The sequence below is a fragment of the Microcoleus sp. B3-D7 genome (assembly GCF_036705305.1).
Taxonomy (GTDB): domain Bacteria; phylum Cyanobacteriota; class Cyanobacteriia; order Cyanobacteriales; family Microcoleaceae; genus Microcoleus.
Genome location: NZ_JAUBUE010000011.1, coordinates 113979 through 132588 on the forward strand (window position 1 = coordinate 113979; position 18610 = coordinate 132588).

An 18610-nucleotide genomic window follows, 5' to 3' on the forward strand; every position below is an offset into this window, starting at 1 on the left:
AATTTCCGCCCAAATTCCCGCACCTTCCCGGGCACAATCCTCAGACTCACCGCCCCAAATGCTTGCAGCTTTTTGCCTTCAGATTCACAAAACCTTTTTTAATTTGACCAATGTGCGATCGAGTTATCTTGCTTTTTCCGAACAGACGTGGAACGTTTTCCTGCCGTTTCGCTCTAACGGAAATACGGCGATACTAAAGCTGCTAATGACTGGCACTCATTAATTCAATTTCAAAGCATTAACAGGCACCTCATCCCAAGAACTAACAGTCCGCAAGGTAGCAACCCAGCCCTGCTGTTTTTGCTCTGCCGTCAAATTCTTCTCAAAAGATTCGTGGCAATCCTTCGCTTGAGTCTCATCGCAACAAGCAATGCAAGAATAAAGAATGCCCGACGGATCGATTTGCTCGTTTACCCAAATAATCACGATCTACTCTCTCAATCAAAATCTACTGTTATTTAAATTTTCCTATATTTTTGCCAATTATCTACTCGGATTTACGCAACCCAAGATTTGAGGCGCTACAGATTTGTTGTAAGGTGCTTGTGGCGCACCCTACTGATTCGTTGTAAGGTGCGCGGTACACACCTTGATTTCTTAGTCTCAAGCGAGAGAGACGAAAATTTTTGTAGGATCAATTGCAATCGCCCAGTCTTATCAAGGGGTTTTTACACTTGTTTGGATGCCAAAGTTGCCAAAGACTCGCCCGCAACCCGGCAAATCCGCCAGTCGGGCATCACATCAGCACCAATACCCTTGTAAAATCCGATCGCCAATTCATTCCAATCCAAAACGCTCCATTCCAAACGCCCGCAGCCCCTTTCAACCGTCAACTGCGCTAAATAAACTATCAAAGATTTGCCAATTCCCCGCCCTCGAAACTCAGGGAGCACAAACAAATCTTCCAAATAAATTCCCGGCTGAGTCAAAAAAGTAGAATAATTGTAAAAAAACAGCGCCCAGCCCACAACTCGATTTTCGCACTCGGCTAAAATCGCTTCAGCAAAAGGTCGATCGCCAAACAAATGATGCTCCAAATCAACGGCATTGCCAGTAACGGCATGAGATAATTTTTCGTACTCAGCTAAAGCTTTAATCAAATCAAACAGCACCGGCACGTCGGCGCGGGTAGCTGGACGCAAAATTACCTCAGAAGACATAAATAAGTAAGTAGTCAGCGACAATCAACAATTAAAAATACCACATTAAGACATTTTTAATTTGTAATTTTTTATTAATTTTTTCCACCTTGAACCAGCATATTTTCGATAGCCTCGGAGTGCCACCCCACAATAATTTTAAGATTTTTCAAAATGCCAACTCAATTTTTTTTGCTTATTTCAACCAGCCCTTCAATCGTTCCGTCACTTGAGGGCGGCGCAGCTTTCGCATTGCCTTATTTTGAATTTGACGGACTCGTTCGCGGGACAAATTGAACAAACTGCTGACCTCTTCTAAAGTGTAAGGTTCGCCGGTCAGCAAACCGTAACGCATAGCAACAATCTCTTTTTCCCGCTCAGTCAAAATACTGTCCAACACCTCCAAAATATCTTGGCGCATCATCATCTCATTCATCTGAGCTTCGGGAGATTGCGTCGCGTTATCTTCGAGAACATCCAAAAGTTCCGAACTTTCTTCGGAACCGATGCGGTGGTTGAGAGACAAAGATTGCCGACGTACTTGCTGGAGGTAACGAAGCTGTTCGCAAGTAACTTGCATTTCTCTAGCAAGTTCAGTTTCACTTGGATTGCGTTGAAGAGAACGCTTCAAATCTCGATAAACTTTTTTGAGTTTATTTAACTGTTCGACAATGTGAACAGGCAAGCGAATCGTCCGCCCTTGATTGGCAATTGTCCGGGTAATTCCTTGGCGAATCCACCAATAGGCATAAGTAGAAAACTTGTAACCCTTCTCCGGATCGAACTTTTCGGCTGCCCGATTCAAACCCAAAGCTCCTTCCTGAATTAAATCGAGAAAAGGCACGCCCCGATTAAGATAGCGTTTGGCAATCGAAACCACCAAGCGCAAATTCGAGCTGATCATTTTCCGTTTCGCCGACTGGCACTGGTGGCGAAGCTGTTGCAGTTGAGTTTCGCTTATCCCCAAAGCCGTTGCGAGTTCAGCTTTTGTCGGCACTCTGTCCAATTCCTGCTGCAAACGCTGTTCTAGTTCATCCAGGGCTACCAATTCTTGAACGCGGCGCGCCAACTCTACTTCTTCGGCTGCTGTTAGTAGAGGATACCGAGCCATTTCCTTGAACAAAGCTCCCACTGGATCGTCGGCAGACCAGTTGTTGTATGCTGACGACCGAGCTACCGTCGGACGATCGATCTCAGTGTCTTCATCTTGTGCGATCGCGAATGAGGCTTCGGGTGCCACCGCAAAACTGCCTAGGTCAGATTCTGCCATATCGTGCTTGGTGTCGGTGGAATGATTTGAAAAGTATCCCTTAACTTTAACCAATTTAACCGGAAATTTCCGAAATCCATTTAGAAGCTCGTGACAGAAATTAGATGGCCCCAATTTTATACCTTTCTATTGAGTTCGAGCCAGTAAAGGAGCTGCCTGCAATAATTGCTGAGTATAAGGGTGCTGCGGATTAGTAAAAATATCCCTAGTCTTACCGATTTCAACAATTTTTCCAGCATTCATTACCGCAATGCGATCGCAAAAAAATCTCGCCACCCACAAATCGTGCGTAATAAACAGATAAGTCAAATTAAATTCTTGCTTCAACTCCAACATCAGCTCTAAAACTTGAGTCTGCACGCTGGCATCCAGCATACTCACAGGTTCGTCGCAAATTATCAGTTGCGGCCGAGTAATCAAAGCGCGGGCGATCGAAACTCGCTGCTGTTGTCCTCCTGACAATTCCCCCGGATAGCGGCGAAAGAAATCCTCCCCTGGAGTTAAACCCACCCGCTCTAACATTTGGATTACTTGTTTTTTAGCTTCGCTGCCATTAGCTAATTTGTGAATAAACAAAGGGTCAGCAATACTTTGCCCGACAGTCATCATCGGATTCAGGCAAGCGTGGGGGTCTTGAAAGATCATTTGCATTTCGCGGCGGTGCTTCCTCACAGCATCGCGGTTCAGGGCAGTTATATCTATTCCTTGAAATACAACTTTGCCGCCCGTCGCGGTAATTAGCTGCAAAATCGTGCGTGACAAGGTACTTTTGCCGCAGCCGGACTCCCCCACCAGCCCTAGAATTTCTCCCCGTTGTAGCTCTAAACTAACGCCGTCTACTGCTTTAATTACCTGGCGATTCCTGGAAAACAACTGATCCAATAAATTGCTTTCTAAACTGTAGTGTTGCTGCAAATTCGTTACGGTCAAAAGAGGCGAATTTGTTAAGTTTGCAGTAACGGCTTCAGTCCTGATTTCCTCGAATGCTAACCCTTTTTCAGAATCGGCTTGAATGTGCAAAGCTGCTTTGAGGAGCGATCGAGTATATTCGTGCTGGGGCTTTTCAAAAACGTTTTGCACCGGCCCTGTTTCTACGACTTTACCGCCGTACATCACCGCAATGCGATCGCAATACTCAGCCACCATCGCCAAATCGTGAGAAATCAACAAAATAGCCGTTCCCCGTTCCTCGCAAAGTCTGGTTAATTCCTGCAAAATCTGGGCGGCTACAGTTACGTCCAAACTTGTAGTCGGTTCGTCTGCCACAATTAATTTGGGATCGAGCAAAAGAGCCAAAGCAATTGCTACTCTTTGCCGCATTCCGCCGCTAAATTCGTGGGGAAATTGCGACCAGCGAGACGCGGGAATTTTCACAGCTTCCAGAGTTTCTATTGCCCGTTTCTTAGCTTGCTTGCGATCCAAATTCGGTCTGTGAGCTTGCAAAGTCTCGATGCAATGTTCTCCTACAGTCATCAAAGGATCGAGACGAGTCATCGGATCTTGAAAAATCAATGCTACAGCTTCGCCCCGAAACCGTCTCAGCCGCGAAGCATTCATATCAAACACCGACTCTCCAGCAAAACTAACTCGCCCCTCAATCAGCGTTGAATCCGGCAGCAACCGCATCGCCGCCCTTCCCAAAGTTGACTTACCGCACCCAGACTCCCCAACTAATCCGAGCTTTTCCCCCGGTTTCAGCGTCAGGGAAACCCCGTCAACGGCCCAACCAGATTGGCCTCGCCGCTGAGGATAAGCTACTCGCAGATTGTCAACGGAAAATAGAGAAGAGTCATTAGTCATTAGTCATTTGTCCTTAGTCTGTTGTCTGTTGTCTGTTGACGGTTAACTGTTGTCTTTTGTCTGTTGTCTTTTGTCTGTTGTCTTTTGTTATTTATCAATATAGTGGCGGTTAGTTGTTAGTTATTAGTAGGGTTCAGGACTTATTAGTTATTGGCCAGAGACCGATATGCTATTTGTAAATACCAATATAAATTGCTACAAACAAAGATTTTATCACTACATCATTAACCGACCAACCGCTTACTAACAACAGTCAACAGTCAACCGTTAACAGTCAACCGTCAACTATGCTGTTTGTAAATACCAATAGAAATTGCTACAAACAAAGATTTTATCACTACATCATTAACCGACCAACCGTTTACTAACACCAGTCAACAGTCAACCGTTAACAGTCAACAGTCAACTGTCAACAGCCAACTGACTAAATTTCCTTTCGCTTCAACTCAGCTCTCCGCAGTATGTAAGTAGCCGCACAATCTGCGTGAGGATGGTCTGCTAAAACTTCCGCCAGTTCCAACACATATCCGGCGATATCCGGCCCCAGCTTCTCAGTCAGCACTTGACGTTCCCGAGAGGCGAGTTCTTGCACGCGCGCCTTAGCTTGCCAATTCGGAGAAAACATCTTGTCAATCTCGGTGTGGAATCCCAGACTTTCGAGAATGTCCCACTCGCCGTTATCGCACCAAATGCCCCCGCACAACATACAGCGCTCTATGTAAAAGGGGACTCTGCTGAAGGGAACTTTCGCCCGTGACAGATAGTGACCGTCTTCGGGACACAGCGCTGCTTTGCTGTCGTAGACAGACGGTGTGAATTCTATGCCGAGAGTCCCAGTCGCATCAGGCTTCTCGGATTTGTTGTACCACTGGCTCTGTTCTTTTTGCCAAGCTTCGTATTCTCTGCCTGGAATCCAGATACCGTAACAGTTGGGACACCACTGCACTGACATACTGCCGGCTAAGGTGCCGCCTTCTAAGTTGGGATGTTTACATTTTGGACATTCCACCGCTTTATTTCTCCTTGCCTTCTTAATTCCCTGTTAATTCAATTATTAATTCTGTATCTGGGCGGGCCCTGAAGAACCAGAATTTTTTTGTAGCAGCGCGCCACAGTAGCCAATTAGCGTGTTGAGCCGCGCGATCGCCGCAGTTTGCCTCGCCTTTGCTGTCGCTGGCTGGCGCGACGCTTGCAAAAACGTGACATCTGTCCCCAACAACCGCAGTTGCTTGTGAATTTCCGTCAAATAGGACTGCTCTGGGGGTGTTTCTGAGGCGTCTAACTCATCGCTTTCGGCTCTCATAATTTGGTTTCCGAAAAATTGTTGCACTTTTCTGTATTCGATCGCCAGCGCGGCCCCATCCAGATTATCCTGTGCAGCAGTTCTTTGTAGTTGTTCTAGTGCTTGCTGTAATTCTTGGTAGCACTGGCGGCGGTCTTCGGACAATATCATGATTTTGTAAACAAATTTGTATTTATAATCAAAGTAGATACTTACTTAAGTTTGCTCATATGGAGGGAAGCCGTGCGTTTTTGGAGCAATTCCCTGTTTTGTGAGAACTTTTTTTGATTTGTTTCCCTGGCTCTACCCTTCTGGCTGCTGCTTTTAGTTTAGCGTTGCCGGTAAATGCCGATCCCCCCGCAACCTCAACTGCTACCGCCAAAATATGCTTATTTTACCCGATTTTCCCCGAGCGACAGACTGCGGCGGCGGCAGCGGTGTCACTATATTTTCCTACCTACGAGGGGGGGCGACTCGGGATTACATAGGTATAGTTTGAGAAAAATCGACTATTTTTTTGAATTGCAAATTGTGGCATTCAATTAGTTTAGTATAGCTAAACACATAATTTCGGCAATTCAACCGGAAACCGGCTTTTAACCATTTGTATTTCTAAGTTTTAAAGGTGTACCCCATGAACGCGAACACTCTGACTCCCTCTCCTTCGATCGATCCTGCTGTAGTTCCCGACTGGCTGCAAGAATGCCTGAATACTCGATCGCAGCCTGATGGGGACCCTAACCCGAATTGCTCGACTGACGACAGCTTAATTTGTCGGGCCTTTGAATTTGCCCGCGACTTGCACGAAGGACAGTACCGCAAATCTGGAGAACCTTACATTTGCCATCCGGTAGCTGTCGCTGGAATACTGCGGTATATGGGCGGCAACAACGTCATGATTGCCGCCGGCTTCCTCCACGACATTGTTGAAGATACAGATATTACTCTCGAAGAAATAGAACAGCGGTTCGGCGCCGAAGTGCGACAGTTGGTTGAAGGTGTCACCAAGCTTTCTAAGTTTAATTTTTCCAGCAAAACAGAGCGCCTTGCGGAAAATTTCCGCCGAATGTTCCTAGCAATGGCTAAAGATATTCGCGTCATTGTCGTCAAACTGGCAGATCGGCTGCACAACATGAGGACTTTGGAGCATTTGTCCGAAGAAAAGCAGCGCAGTATTGCCCTAGAAACCCGAGATATTTTTGCTCCCCTAGCGAACCGTTTGGGTATTGGCCGCTTTAAGTGGGAATTGGAAGATTTAGCGTTTAAATACCTGGAACCCGAAGCTTACCGCGAAATTCAAGAATTGGTGGCAGAGAAGCGGGCCGATCGAGAAACTCAACTCGCAGAAGTCACAGATAGTTTGCGAGAAAGGCTTGACAATTTAGGCATTAAATGCTATGAAGTTAGCGGTCGTCCCAAACATTTGTACGGGATTTACGGGAAGATGCAGCGCCGCCAAAAAGGGTTTAAGCAAGTGTACGATATTGCGGCGGTGCGGATCATAGTAGAAACCAATGATGACTGTTATCGGGCTTTGGCGATCGTCCACGATTCTTTCCGCCCGATTCCCGGCCGCTTTAAAGATTATATCGGTTTACCAAAAGCCAACCGCTACCAATCTTTGCACACCGGAGTAATCGGAACCAGCGGCCGCCCCATCGAAGTGCAAATCCGCACCGTAGCAATGCACCACATTGCAGAATACGGCATTGCCGCGCACTGGAAATACAAAGAAACTGGCGGTTCTAACACAACAGTCACCGGCGACGACGAGAAATTTACTTGGCTGCGACAACTCCTAGAATGGCAAAGCGACCTCAAAGACGATCGCGAATATTTACAAAGCATAAAGGACAACTTATTCGACGAAGATATTTACGTGTTTACTCCTAACGGAGACGTAATTGCTCTCAATAGCGGATCAACTCCCGTAGATTTTGCTTACCGTATTCACACAGAAATTGGCAATCACTGCACAGGTGCCAGAGTCAACGGGCGAATGGTAACACTAGACAAGGTTTTAAAGAACGGCGATATTGTAGAAATCTTGACCCAAAAAAATGGTCATCCGAGTTCCGACTGGCTGAATTTTGTCAAGACAAACGGAGCCAAAAACCGAATTCGGCAATGGTTGAAGCGATCGCACCGAGATGAAAATCTCGCTCGCGGCCGGGAATTGCTGGAAAAAGAATTAGGTAAAAATGGCTTGGAATCTTTGCTAAAATCTGAGCCCATGCAATCGGTGGCTCAGCGCTGCAACTACCACAGCGTCGAAGATTTAATCGCCGGTTTGGGCTACGGCGAAGTCACCCTAAATCTCGTAGTAAATCGACTGCGAGATTTAGTAAAAGTGCAGCAAAAAATTGAAGCTGCTCCCGCAGGAACCCACGAAGTGCCCCAGCTAATACCTGCATCGACGGCACCGAAACCAGTACCTAGTTCGTCTCCGAGCAAATCGCCGATCGCAGGTGTAGAGGGATTGCTCTACCATTTATCCGGCTGTTGCTGTCCGATTCCTGGGGAATCAATTATTGGAGTTGTGACTCGCACTCGCGGAATTTCGATTCACCGGCAAGGCTGTTCAAATGTTGAGAGCGTACCAGGCGATCGCTTGGTTCCTGTGAGTTGGAATTCCAGCAACCGCAATGAATCTCGACCCAACACTTATCCGGTTAACATTCAAATTGAAGCCCTCGATAGAGTGGGAGTTCTCAACGATGTGTTATCGCATTTGAAGGACAACCAAGTAAACGTCCGCAGCGCTCAAGTCAAAACATATCCCGGATTGCCCGCATTAATTGACTTGTGCATGGATATCCAGGATAAACAACAGTTCGAGCGGACTTGTATGCAAATTAAAAAGATGAGCGATATTTTGAATTTGCGCAGGCTGAGTGAAGTGAATTAGCCATTTAATTGAGCGGCTGCTGCGGGAAGTTGGTAAGTAGTAATTGACAATAAACTTTTTTATTTAAACTCTTAACAATTCCCCAAGTAGCCGCAGTCTGTTGTTAGCCAGCAGTAAAAATAATTTACGCGAAATAAGTTAAAGCATGGATGACAGTCAGTTAAAAACTCTCCTCAAAAAAATTGCATCTGATCGAGTAGAGCGCAAGGCCTCAACATCCGATAAAGGTAAACTTCGTCAGGTTATAGAACCCATTTGAGATCTTTTGATGATCCCAGCAGCAGGTGATCGACTCACAGTAGGCGATCGGCTCACAGCGGGCGATGGACTCACAGCCGGCGATCTACTCGTAGCGGGCGTGAGGCTCATAGCAGTCGATTGCCTGCTGTGAGCTGTTTGTTGAGATTTTGGGGTTAAAGCTTAGCCTGGAAAGGTTTTCAAGTTGGTTGTCCCCGCTGAGGCTCGTTGATGTAAAATTACCATCAAAACACTCTATCGGGCGATGCCGTACTCTACTAATCTCACAGATGCTGAATGGGAAGTTTTGTCACCCTTACTCTCTCAAATTTTGCCGCTAAAAAAGAAAACTCGACCCCCTAACTGGACTCAAAGAGAAATTTTAAATGGCATCTTCTATCAACTCAAGAATGGTTGCAATTGGGCAGACCTATCAAAAGATTTACCTCCCTACTCAACCGTATATTGGCATTACAAACCGTGGCGCTCTCAAGGTGTGCTTGAAGAGTTGATGAGGGTCTTACATTCAAAGCGTCCGATTGCAAGTAAAAAAAAACCGAAGTGGACTACATTGATGATAATCGATTCACAGGCAGTTAAAAATACCTGTAATGCCAGTATTGCATCGCTCATGTTATTGTTTTTACAAATCAACCAATGGTATTAAAAGACATCTAGCGGTTGATACGCTTGGGTTTCCATTTTTTACTCACTGCACGAAAGCTAGCTTATCAGATGATGCAGGTTTAATTGAAATGTTAAGCAAAAACATCAATTATTTCAAGTCTAAACCCGTTAATGTTCCCAAAATCACTATCTTGCTAGACCACGGATATCACCCCGACCATTTGACTGCTGAGTTAAATAAAATTTACCCACAAATTCTCACCAAAATTAAGTTTGAACTCTCGGAAAAACCCTCAAAAAAACACAAAGGAGAAAGAGGACAATCGGGATTTGTGCCAGTTAAAGCGAGGTGAGTCATCGAGCGCTCCAATTCTTGGATGGAAAGGTGTAAAATTCTCATCAAAAACTTCGAGAGAACCTTAGATAATGCAACTGCCAAGATGAATCTTTGTTGTATTAGGTTGATGATTAAGAGGCTAGCTTCCTAGATATCAAATGGGTTCTATAGCATTTCTTAGAAAGATGAGGTATAATATAACTGACTTAAACGGAGTGAAAAATAGAGAACTTCAAAATGTTATACAGCTCTAATTAAATGGGTCGCTCTTCGAGCAGTAGTCCCTCGACCCGCAGCAGTCACTAGAATGACAACTATTTCAAATTTTAGCAAGGATCACGCATTAGTAAAAATGAAAACTTATTCGATTGATTTTAGAGAAAAAATAATGGATGTGTACCATAATGAACCGCTGTCACAAAGAGCAATAGCTAACCGTTTTTGTGTAGCCCTAAGTTTTGTCCAAAAATTGGTTAAACAGTATCGTGACACCCTTGCATATTGCTCCTCGCACTGAGCGATGTGGAGTCAAATTAAAACTGAATGCAGAACAACTGCTAATCGAGAGCGGAATTGATTGAAGCAAACAATGATGCAACTCTAGAAGAACTCCGTTATTTACTGTACCAAAAAATTGGTTTTACCATCAGCGTAGCAACGATGGGAAGAATGGCAAAACTCTTAAACATGACGCAAGAAAAAAAAACTCTTTTCCCGTCAGACAAAGGTACTGACAGGGTTCAGAACCTGCGATACGAGTTCTGGCAAAAAATTAGAGAAGTTTGTTTCAAAGACTTAATATTCATTGATGAATGTGGAGTAAACTTGGCAATGGTTAGGTTATATGCAAGGGAGGCTAAAAGGTTCAAGAGCCAAGGGATCAAAACCGAATAAACGCGGAAGAAATGTCTCAAGAATTGGATCTATATCGGTCAACGAAATCTTAACATCAGTTAATTTAATAGGTACAACTTATGGAATTACATTTGAGGCTTTTATTATCCGAAAATTAGTGCCAAAGTTATGGAAAGCGGTTTGTGTAGTAATGGATAATTGTACTATTCATACCGGAGAAGAAGTAGAAAAAGCCATCTAAAAAAAGCGGCAAAATTAATATACTTGTCGCCCTATTCGCCGGACTTCTCCCCAATAAAAAAAATGATGGTCACAACTTAAAAATATTCTCCGTTCTATCAAGACGACTAATTATCAAGAGTTAGGAAAAGCACTCTTGGTTTGCGTTTAATGAAGTTATACCAATTTTACATGAAGTTGCATAGAATAAAGATACTGTTGAGAGGTGATGAGTTATGGCACGTCAACTGATGGTGGCGATCGCAGAAAGTGCAGAGAGTTTGGAGCAACAACTAAAAAACAGTCGTACCGCCAGTCAGAAAGAACGGTTGCAAATGTTGTGGTGGCTAAAAACTGGACAAATCACTCAGCATCAAATCCTGGCCAAACGTCTGGGACGTGATGGTTCAACGGTAACTCGGTGGTTGCAAAAGTATCGTCAGGGAGGATTGTCCGAATTGTTGGCAGTCAAGAGTGCACCCGGAAAATTGCCCCACTTGAGTCCAGAGGCTCTTGCCGGATTACAAAAAAGACTGGAACAGCCACCAGGCTTCAAAAGTTACGGAGAAATCGTGGAGTGGCTCAATGAGACTTATCAACTGAACCTGACATACCCCACAGTCTATCATTGGGTACACTATCGACTTAAAGCTAAATTAAAAGTGCCACGCCCCAAAAGCGGGAAGCAAGAACCCAATGCCGATCAGCGTTTAAAAAAAACATCGCCCCAGCCCTGTTGACCTATCAACGCTTGTTTGGAAAGGGACAACGGCTGCGTTACTTGTGTCAAGACGAGACCCGCTTGGGACTTAAAACAGAAACAGGGAAAGTGATTATGGCGTTTGGAGTGAAACCTTACGCACCGGTACTCTGGAAACGTGACAATTTTTGGCTCTACGGGGTGGTCGAACCTTTGAGCGGCTGGCATTTTTGTCAAGAATACGATCGCCTCAATACTCAAAGATTTCAGGAGTTTATTGATGCCCTCTCACATCAACTGGGAGATGACATCGCACTTATTCAACTTGACCAGGCGGGGGCTCATGTGACCAGTGCTCTGCACTGGCCTGATAACTTGATTCCCGTTTGTCAACCAGCCCATAGCCCTGAACTCAATCCCATTGAACGAGTGTGGCAATTTATCAAACAACAATTCAAGGGAGAAGTGTTTCTGACTCTTAAGGAATTGCGCGAACGACTGGATCAGGTTCTGCAACAAATCACACCTGAAGAAATGAGTTCACTATCTTCTTACACTTTCATTCTGGAAGCTTTATTCTATGCAGCTTCATATTAAATTGGTATTACATCAGAAAATATTTGGAATTGGTTTCCTCACTGCTGTTATTGTACCTCATCTTTATCATAAAGGCTCTACATGGAATAAGCTGTATTTTTATGGGAACTCTTTTGGGGTGGCCTTCTAGCCCGCCCCAAAGGTAAAAACTAAATGCAGTACAGCTTAGTGAGGACTTCAGTCCGAGCAAGTTTTATGAGGACTGAAGTCCTCACTACCAAATTTATAACGGTTATTATACCGGAGATAATATTACAGATTACCTTTGATTCCGATCGCCGTGACAATAGTCCACGCATCCACCAACAGCAGCAGCAGCGTACATAAAAGTAAAATAAGATACATCCAAGGCTGCGACAAAGGGCGGACATCTCTAGTATCAATACCTGTTTTTGCTTCCACCAAACCGACTAATTTACCAAATCCAGCCACCCGCATTGGCAGCAAATAACCCTCTCCCGAATGACTCAAAAAATAATAAACTAAACCTCCTTGACCGGTCGATCGAGGTTTGAGAGCTTTTACCTCAGTCCAAGGTAGCGACCAACCCTTGCGAAACCAACGCGGAAACCAGTTGGGATATGTGACTTCAATCCCTTCCTCGCTCAAAATTACCCTTTCACTGAGCACGCCGTAGAGGCCCACAGCCCCGACAACAATTGCTGCCCAGAGTGCTGCAGGGGGAACGGGTGCTTGGGTTACTTCCGATAAAAACGGCAATGGAATTGTCAGGGCTGTGTACAAGCTCAACAGCGTGATTCTAATCAGGGGAGAAAGCCGGAATATCGCCGGCTCAAATACTGGGGCAGAAGATGGGGGAAATGCGATATGTTTTGCTGACATGGCTGAAATTCGAGAAGCTGTTTAATGATATTTTTGCACAGTTGTCGAACCCGCCAACCAAACTCAGGGAAATAGGAAAAACCGGACAATCTTTGCTGTCGGGAGTTTTGAGCTAAAATTCATTTCACAAACTTTGATTTTTAAGTGTTGAGTTTTTACCACTTTGCTGAAGTTGGAATTTTGAGCGCGGAGTTATCAATTAACTGACAATTTATAACTCAAAACTCACAACTCCGATTAATCAACGGCGGTTAGCGCCGGTACAGTCAAAGGTTCTGAGATTTCTCGGGATTTGGGGCGGCGGGCCATCGCTGTTCGATCGCCCTGAACTGCCTCTGGGGATCTGCTAGGATTGACGTTTGAATAGGGGCCTTCGTTAATCTGCAAGCGATCGCAAGGAATTTTATCCGACAAAATTGCACTGGCCATCATCCCGGTGTGAATTTCCAATGCTGCCGCCGGCATTGCTTCAAACACTAAGCGCTGTCCGGGAAACACCACTCGTTCAAAGTACCAGTTAGGAATGTTGGCGATGCGAGCAATCTGAATCTGACTGGTGGCGTTGACGTAGCAGCACAGAATCTTGCTGTCGGTGTCTGAGGGTACGGGGTCAAGAATTTGAGCCATAACTGCTGAGGGAGCCTTGCCTAAAAGTTTTAGTTATCTTCTCAGGCTAACACTACGCGATCCCAGCCTACTGTAAAGCCGACTACCAACTCTCTAACACATTAGAGACCGATCGTACATAAATTTAAATTTAACCGGATAAATATCGCCTTTTTGACTCCCCGCTGGGATTTGAAGTCAAAATACGCTGTATTGACTTAAAAATTAGCTTTTTTCTGCTGCTGTCGCCGATCGACATCAACAAGCTCGGCCTTAATCCCCATAGAAAAATTTAAGAATATTTAATGTCAAATTGCGAAAATTAGACAGATTGTAAAGTTATATTAAAAGAATATTAACATAGCGGAAAAAGTTCCACTTTAGGATATGGCAATCATGGAAAACCGAGAAAACCGAGTCCTGTACGTTCGCCTCCCTTGCAATCCTATTTTCCCGATCGGAGTTGTCTATCTTTCGGATCACGTACACAAGCTGTTTCCCGATGTGGAACAGCGCATTTTTGATTTAGGTGCCGTACCCCCCCTGGATTTCGCTAAAGCTTTAGATGCCAGCATAGACGAGTTTAAGCCGACTCTGCTGGTTTTCTCTTGGCGGGACATTCAAATTTACGCGCCCGTGGGCGGCAGGGGCGGCAACCCGCTGCAAAATGCCTTCGAGTTCTACTACGCCAAAAATCCGCTGATCAAGTTCCGGGGAGCCCTCGGAGGACTGCGTTTAGCCGCTTCTTACTACACCGAACTCTGGCGCAATTTGGGACTGATTAAGCGCGGATTGAAGCGGGCCCGGAAATACCGCCCCGAAGCTCGTGCAGTGGTCGGCGGCGGTGCTGTGAGCGTGTTTTACGAGCAGTTGGGCCGCAGTTTGCCGGCGGGAACTGTGGTTTCGGTGGGGGAAGGCGAAGCTTTGCTGGAGAAGTTGATTAAGGGCGAAGATTTGGCCGAGGAAAGATGTTATGTGGTGGGAGAAACCGTGCCGCGCGCGAAGCTAATTCACGAAAAGCCAGCCAACATCGAGAAAACTGCCTGCGATTATAACTACATCGAAACGATTTGGCCGGAATTTTCCTATTATCTACAAGATATGGACTTCTACGTCGGAGTCCAAACCAAACGCGGCTGTCCTCATAATTGCTGTTACTGCATTTATACGGTGATTGAAGGGAAGCAAGTGCGGATCAATCCGGCGGATGAGGTGGTGGCGGAGATGCGGCAATTGTACGATCGAGGTATCCGCAATTTCTGGTTTACCGACGCTCAATTTATCCCAGCACGCAAATTCATCGACGATGCAGTTGAATTATTGCAAAAAATCCTCGCCGCCGGCATGGACGACATACACTGGGCCGCTTACATCCGTGCGGACAATCTCACACCAGAATTGTGCGATTTGATGGTAAAAACGGGGATGAATTACTTTGAAATCGGCATCACCAGCGGTTCTCAGGAACTGGTTCGGAAAATGCGGATGGGCTACAACTTGCGAGTAGTTTTAGAGAATTGCCGCGATTTAAAAGCAGCAGGTTACAACGATGTGGTTTCAGTTAATTACTCGTTTAACGTCATTGACGAAACCTTTGAAACTATCCGGCAAACTATTGCTTATCACCGAGAATTAGAGCGAATTTTCGGAGCCGATAAAGTGGAACCCGCGATTTTCTTTATCGGCCTGCAGCCGCACACAATTTTGGAAGAATACGCCTTTAAACAGGAGATTCTGCAACCTGGTTACGATCCCATGAGTTTGATGCCTTGGACAGCGCGCAAATTGCTTTGGAATCCCGAGCCTTTGGGTTCGTTTTTCGGACAGATTTGTTTAGAAGCTTGGCAGCGGAATTCCAATGATTTCGGTCGCGAAGTGATGGCTATTTTGGAGGAAAAACTCGGCTGTGCGGATTTGGAAGAGGCATTAACCGCGCCTGTGGAAATCAAAGACAAACAGTTGGCAGCAGTTAATTAATTACCAGGTTCGCAGTCAGGACGACGGTTATTTAAAAAATGGGAAACGGGAGCAAAAATGTATCTTCTGTTTCCCTTTTTATTATTCACTAAATAGCTAACCGCAAATAAACATTACCTGTAACTGAGTCAGTTCGCGATCGCAGGGGAGGCGAGAAACCCGGTTTTTAGGAAAATCAAAGGTTTAGTAACGAGAAATATATGAAGAAACCCGGTTTCTCAGATCGGCGCGAACAAGTCATAAAATCTTAAAAATGTCATATATGCAAGAGATTGCTTTGAGTCGATCGCATTGACATACTTATGTATTTTCACTGGTGTAGGGTACAAAGGTCGCACCTTACTTAAACTGACAGTGTACCGTATTCCTGCACCTTTCACCTCTGATATTAAATATTATTAATATCCAGCAAAGATCGCTTAAGATGTAATTATATAGTTAAAACCAGGAGTGACAAGATGTTTTATAAAGATAGAGTTAAGGGCATTAAAGGAGTAGGTCTAGTTATGGCAGGCATTAGTGCGATTCCCTACCCTTCGGGAACCCCTACGGGGAACGGGATAGCTTCGCTTCACGGCTTTTTGACCGCCTCAGCAGAAGCAACTGCACTAAATCAACCGATTGGCAAAGTTCGGGCGATCGCACCCAACACTTTGGGCAATAATCAACCGCTGCAAATTGCTCAAGTTGAGGGATGTCCGAAGGCCCAAATGGTGCAATTTTTCGCAACGCCCAACTTTTCTATATACATTTGCAAAACCCAGGAAGGCGAGATTTTTTACCGCGGCCTCAGCAAAATAAATGGCAGCCAAATCAATGTCATGCAAGTAACGACAGGTGACGACGGAACTTATGAAGCGACTAACGGCAATATTATCTATTCGATTAACCCGCAACGCCTGCAAGTCCGCCAGAATGGCAAGGTAATCTTGACGGAAGCTGTCATCAAGTAACACTAACTGTTATTTAATGATAAATTAACTAAATTTAGGGTGTATTTTATTTAAGTTAAAAATTCAAGAGCCTCAAAAACATATTGATTCCTCAATAATCCAATAGAATCAATGGTAACGGTTATAAGATTGACTAACTTTTATTCAAATATCTCTCAATCAAGACGATCGCCACAATATCGTCCACCGGTCTCGGCGGCGTCCGCATTCCCTTCGGAATCAAGCGGTCGAGTCCCGTCGGGGGGTAAATTTGCCAGTAGCGTTCCCTCGCTTCTAAACTGCTGTACCTCTCGTCCACCTGAACAATTTTGAGCGCAGGTAACAAACTCTGCGTCAGTTTTTGTTTCCAACTCTTAGAAGTCGTTTGATCTCCGAGTACCAATAACTCAATCGAAAACTGTTCGCACAGAGATTGAATAGTAGATATCGCTGCTTCCGACAGCACAACTTGATGGTAGCAGACGTTCTTATCTCTACCCATTACAGCTATGCCGCATTTGTCTTTACCTGGATCGAAACCTAAAATCATAGCCAGTTACCAATTATTAATTACCAAATTTATTTTTTAATTTTCAAGTCTCCTGGGCCTTGTGTTTGTTGTCCGGTGCGGAAAACAACGGCTCCGTTTTCAAGAGCAACTAAATCTATTTTAAGCGGGCCGGCGATGTAAGTGATATCTGTGGCGATCGCCTGAACGTCCAGCGGTTTCTCGTACTGCTGCAATCGATCGATAAAACCAGCTAAAGTTTCAACCCGATTGTCGGCCACTTGAACTCTACCGCCGACAACACCGATCAGGCGAGCGCGAAATTGACAAGCTTCTATCAATTGCAGCAACTGCTGCCGCACCTGTTCGTCGGTCAAAGTCACCGGATCGACAGCAACCCCTGCAATCACATCTCCAGCACGGAAAACCACTCGATTGATTTCTGCTTCTGCAAATACCTTAATGACCTTTTCTTCCCGCAGGTAATTAGCGCCGGCGACAATCCGCACCACGTAATCTTGACCGTCTTTAATCTGACTAATTAGTTGATCGATTTCGGCTTTAGTAATTTGAATAACCTGGGCTCTAACCTTCTTATTTTCCGGCTGCATGAGTCCGACGGTGGTTTTATTTGCTTCTTGCAAAAGCCGATCGATCGCGCGACTCGCCATACCGGGTTCAATAATACGAACTACGCCTGCTGCTAAAATTTGACCGCGCCTGATGGCAACTGTACCCTCGCGGATTGCCTGAAAATCGCGTTCCAAAACTTGCACTTGCTGCTGCAATAAAGTTTGTTGCTGTTCGAGTTGAGTTTGTTGCTGTGCCAAGGTTTCTAGGAGTGCTTCCCTCTCGGCAATTACTTTGTCGCGCTCGACAATAGTTTGATCGCGCTCGGCGAGATTTTGCACCCGCTGGGCAATTTCCTTGTCCCGCTGGGCAATTAGTTCGTTGCGATCGACAATTTCCTTGTCCCGCTGGGCAATTTCTGCGTCTCGCTTGGCAATTTCTCGATCGCGCTGGGCAATTTGAGTTTTTACCTGGTCGATTAACTCTTGGCGCTCTTCTTGCAGTTGGGCGATTTCCGAGCCTAAAGTCGTTTTTTGAGCAGAAACTGTTTTCAATTGGTTCTCGGTGCGATCGAGCTGAGCTTTTGTACTTGATCGGGCCGTTTCAACCAGTTTCAATTGTTCTTCGGTGCGGGATTTAGCTGCTTCCACGCTGCTGAGCTGTTCTTCTGTCTTAGATTTAGCCGCTTCTACCTGACTTAACTGCTGTTCAGTTTTAGACTTGGCTGCTTGCACGCTGTTGAGCTGGGCCCGCAGCGAGTTTAATTTTGTTTGCGTCCGAGCTTGCTCAGCATTAGCTGCTTGGAGGGATTGATTTATTTGCTCTAAATTGGCTCTAGCTTGCGCTTGAGCAGCTCTGGCTTGAGCTAATTCACTTTCAACTCGATTTTTTTCTTGAGTGGCCTGGTTGATTTCTCTGCGGGCGTTGTTGAGCCTTTTTTGAATCTCGTCTATTCTAAAAACTCCCGTTCGCAGCGGCTTGCTAGTAGCAAACAAAATGCCCAGAGTCAGTGCTGACAGGATGCTGCCAGCCATCACTGTCACAACAACAGCAGTATCGCGGGGGCGAAGTTTGAACAAGCTCAACCTTGCCTTGCCGACTTTCGTCCCAAGGCGATCGCTGACAGTGGCGATCACACCCCCTAACACTAAAATTACAAATACCAGGATGTATCCAGCAGTCATTCCGATTTTAGATTTTGGA

At 45.3% G+C, this 18610-nt stretch carries 20 protein-coding genes; 10 read left to right on the plus strand and 10 right to left on the minus strand.

Annotated elements, in window-relative coordinates; translation table 11 throughout:
- Positions 1-219: 219 nt before the first annotated feature.
- From QUB25_RS11030 to patD, 6 genes are all read right to left on the minus strand, one after another.
- Entirely contained in the window at positions 220-426 is a 207-nt protein-coding gene (locus QUB25_RS11030) for a glycogen debranching protein (protein WP_333038077.1), read from the minus strand.
- A gap of 242 nt (positions 427-668) precedes the next feature.
- Positions 669-1160, minus strand: a complete 492-nt coding sequence (locus QUB25_RS11035; protein ID WP_333183342.1) for a GNAT family N-acetyltransferase — start codon at positions 1158-1160, stop codon at positions 669-671.
- Between the two features lie 175 nt (positions 1161-1335).
- Positions 1336-2409, minus strand: a complete 1074-nt coding sequence (locus QUB25_RS11040) for an RNA polymerase sigma factor, RpoD/SigA family (RefSeq protein WP_333183344.1) — start codon at positions 2407-2409, stop codon at positions 1336-1338.
- A gap of 126 nt (positions 2410-2535) precedes the next feature.
- Positions 2536-4209, minus strand: coding sequence for an ABC transporter ATP-binding protein (locus QUB25_RS11045; protein WP_333064625.1), 1674 nt, complete (start codon positions 4207-4209; stop codon positions 2536-2538).
- Positions 4210-4633: 424 nt separating this feature from the next.
- Positions 4634-5218, minus strand: a complete 585-nt coding sequence (locus QUB25_RS11050; RefSeq protein WP_242719859.1) for a TFIIB-type zinc ribbon-containing protein — start codon at positions 5216-5218, stop codon at positions 4634-4636.
- A gap of 45 nt (positions 5219-5263) precedes the next feature.
- Positions 5264-5662: a heterocyst frequency control protein PatD gene (gene patD, locus QUB25_RS11055; protein WP_333038068.1), complete on the minus strand. Its 399-nt coding sequence runs from the start codon at positions 5660-5662 to the stop codon at positions 5264-5266.
- Between the two features lie 463 nt (positions 5663-6125).
- Between patD and QUB25_RS11060 the strand changes: the two genes are divergently transcribed.
- From QUB25_RS11060 to QUB25_RS11090, 8 genes are all read left to right on the plus strand, one after another.
- Positions 6126-8399 (plus strand): bifunctional (p)ppGpp synthetase/guanosine-3',5'-bis(diphosphate) 3'-pyrophosphohydrolase, encoded by a 2274-nt coding sequence (locus QUB25_RS11060; protein WP_333064627.1) that lies wholly within the window; start codon positions 6126-6128, stop codon positions 8397-8399.
- A gap of 268 nt (positions 8400-8667) precedes the next feature.
- Entirely contained in the window at positions 8668-8790 is a 123-nt protein-coding gene (locus tag QUB25_RS11065; protein WP_333064628.1) for a hypothetical protein, read from the plus strand.
- A 111-nt stretch (positions 8791-8901) separates the two neighbouring features.
- Positions 8902-9303 (plus strand): transposase, encoded by a 402-nt coding sequence (locus QUB25_RS11070; RefSeq protein ID WP_333183346.1) that lies wholly within the window; start codon positions 8902-8904, stop codon positions 9301-9303.
- An 88-nt stretch (positions 9304-9391) separates the two neighbouring features.
- Positions 9392-9616, plus strand: a complete 225-nt coding sequence (locus QUB25_RS11075) for a hypothetical protein (RefSeq protein WP_333183348.1) — start codon at positions 9392-9394, stop codon at positions 9614-9616.
- 557 nt (positions 9617-10173) lie between these two features.
- On the plus strand, positions 10174-10494 hold the full coding sequence (locus tag QUB25_RS11080; RefSeq protein WP_333183350.1) for a hypothetical protein: 321 nt from the start codon (positions 10174-10176) through the stop codon (positions 10492-10494).
- Positions 10445-10696: a transposase gene (locus QUB25_RS29795; RefSeq protein WP_445251944.1), complete on the plus strand. Its 252-nt coding sequence runs from the start codon at positions 10445-10447 to the stop codon at positions 10694-10696. The genes QUB25_RS11080 and QUB25_RS29795 overlap by 50 nt, the downstream gene beginning before the upstream one ends.
- A 214-nt stretch (positions 10697-10910) precedes the next feature.
- The gene (locus QUB25_RS11085) at positions 10911-11414 is read left to right on the plus strand and encodes a helix-turn-helix domain-containing protein (RefSeq protein ID WP_333183351.1); all 504 of its coding nucleotides are present in this window, start codon (positions 10911-10913) and stop codon (positions 11412-11414) included.
- The gene (locus QUB25_RS11090) at positions 11396-11971 is read left to right on the plus strand and encodes an IS630 family transposase (RefSeq protein ID WP_333183381.1); all 576 of its coding nucleotides are present in this window, start codon (positions 11396-11398) and stop codon (positions 11969-11971) included. The genes QUB25_RS11085 and QUB25_RS11090 overlap by 19 nt, the downstream gene beginning before the upstream one ends.
- A gap of 252 nt (positions 11972-12223) precedes the next feature.
- On the opposite strand, the gene QUB25_RS11095 is transcribed toward QUB25_RS11090, so the two are convergent.
- A complete protein-coding gene (locus tag QUB25_RS11095) occupies positions 12224-12814 on the minus strand; it encodes a hypothetical protein (RefSeq protein ID WP_333183353.1) in 591 nt (196 codons plus the stop codon).
- 237 nt (positions 12815-13051) lie between these two features.
- Positions 13052-13441, minus strand: coding sequence for a DUF1830 domain-containing protein (locus QUB25_RS11100; protein WP_333038060.1), 390 nt, complete (start codon positions 13439-13441; stop codon positions 13052-13054).
- 375 nt (positions 13442-13816) lie between these two features.
- On the opposite strand from QUB25_RS11100, the gene QUB25_RS11105 reads away from it, so the two are divergent.
- Both QUB25_RS11105 and QUB25_RS11110 read left to right on the plus strand, forming a co-directional pair.
- A complete protein-coding gene (locus QUB25_RS11105) occupies positions 13817-15397 on the plus strand; it encodes a photosystem II high light acclimation radical SAM protein (protein ID WP_333183355.1) in 1581 nt (526 codons plus the stop codon).
- A 458-nt stretch (positions 15398-15855) separates the two neighbouring features.
- Positions 15856-16350 carry a hypothetical protein gene (locus QUB25_RS11110; protein WP_333183358.1) on the plus strand — a complete coding sequence of 165 codons (495 nt, stop codon included), beginning with the start codon at positions 15856-15858 and terminating at the stop codon, positions 16348-16350.
- A 133-nt stretch (positions 16351-16483) separates the two neighbouring features.
- On the opposite strand, the gene QUB25_RS11115 is transcribed toward QUB25_RS11110, so the two are convergent.
- Both QUB25_RS11115 and QUB25_RS11120 read right to left on the minus strand, forming a co-directional pair.
- The gene (locus QUB25_RS11115) at positions 16484-16879 is read right to left on the minus strand and encodes a pre-16S rRNA-processing nuclease YqgF (RefSeq protein ID WP_333063168.1); all 396 of its coding nucleotides are present in this window, start codon (positions 16877-16879) and stop codon (positions 16484-16486) included.
- 29 nt (positions 16880-16908) lie between these two features.
- A complete protein-coding gene (locus QUB25_RS11120) occupies positions 16909-18591 on the minus strand; it encodes a DUF3084 domain-containing protein (RefSeq protein ID WP_333183360.1) in 1683 nt (560 codons plus the stop codon).
- Positions 18592-18610: the final 19 nt, after the last annotated feature.

Bases quoted from the DNA above. Each gene is read 5' to 3' on its own strand.
- QUB25_RS11035 (WP_333183342.1), bottom strand. From the start codon at position 1,160: ATGTCTTCTGAGGTAATTTTGCGTCCAGCTACCCGCGCCGACGTGCCG.
- QUB25_RS11040 (WP_333183344.1), bottom strand. From the start codon at position 2,409: ATGGCAGAATCTGACCTAGGCAGTTTTGCGGTGGCACCCGAAGCCTCA.
- QUB25_RS11045 (WP_333064625.1), bottom strand. From the start codon at position 4,209: ATGACTAATGACTCTTCTCTATTTTCCGTTGACAATCTGCGAGTAGCT.
- patD (WP_333038068.1), bottom strand. From the start codon at position 5,662: ATGATATTGTCCGAAGACCGCCGCCAGTGCTACCAAGAATTACAGCAA.
- QUB25_RS11060 (WP_333064627.1), top strand. From the start codon at position 6,126: ATGAACGCGAACACTCTGACTCCCTCTCCTTCGATCGATCCTGCTGTA.
- QUB25_RS11065 (WP_333064628.1), top strand. From the start codon at position 8,668: ATGATCCCAGCAGCAGGTGATCGACTCACAGTAGGCGATCGGCTCACA.
- QUB25_RS11070 (WP_333183346.1), top strand. From the start codon at position 8,902: ATGCCGTACTCTACTAATCTCACAGATGCTGAATGGGAAGTTTTGTCA.
- QUB25_RS11075 (WP_333183348.1), top strand. From the start codon at position 9,392: ATGTTAAGCAAAAACATCAATTATTTCAAGTCTAAACCCGTTAATGTT.
- QUB25_RS29795 (WP_445251944.1), top strand. From the start codon at position 10,445: ATGCAAGGGAGGCTAAAAGGTTCAAGAGCCAAGGGATCAAAACCGAAT.
- QUB25_RS11085 (WP_333183351.1), top strand. From the start codon at position 10,911: ATGGCACGTCAACTGATGGTGGCGATCGCAGAAAGTGCAGAGAGTTTG.
- QUB25_RS11095 (WP_333183353.1), bottom strand. From the start codon at position 12,814: ATGTCAGCAAAACATATCGCATTTCCCCCATCTTCTGCCCCAGTATTT.
- QUB25_RS11100 (WP_333038060.1), bottom strand. From the start codon at position 13,441: ATGGCTCAAATTCTTGACCCCGTACCCTCAGACACCGACAGCAAGATT.
- QUB25_RS11105 (WP_333183355.1), top strand. From the start codon at position 13,817: ATGGAAAACCGAGAAAACCGAGTCCTGTACGTTCGCCTCCCTTGCAAT.
- QUB25_RS11110 (WP_333183358.1), top strand. From the start codon at position 15,856: ATGTTTTATAAAGATAGAGTTAAGGGCATTAAAGGAGTAGGTCTAGTT.
- QUB25_RS11115 (WP_333063168.1), bottom strand. From the start codon at position 16,879: ATGATTTTAGGTTTCGATCCAGGTAAAGACAAATGCGGCATAGCTGTA.
- QUB25_RS11120 (WP_333183360.1), bottom strand. From the start codon at position 18,591: ATGACTGCTGGATACATCCTGGTATTTGTAATTTTAGTGTTAGGGGGT.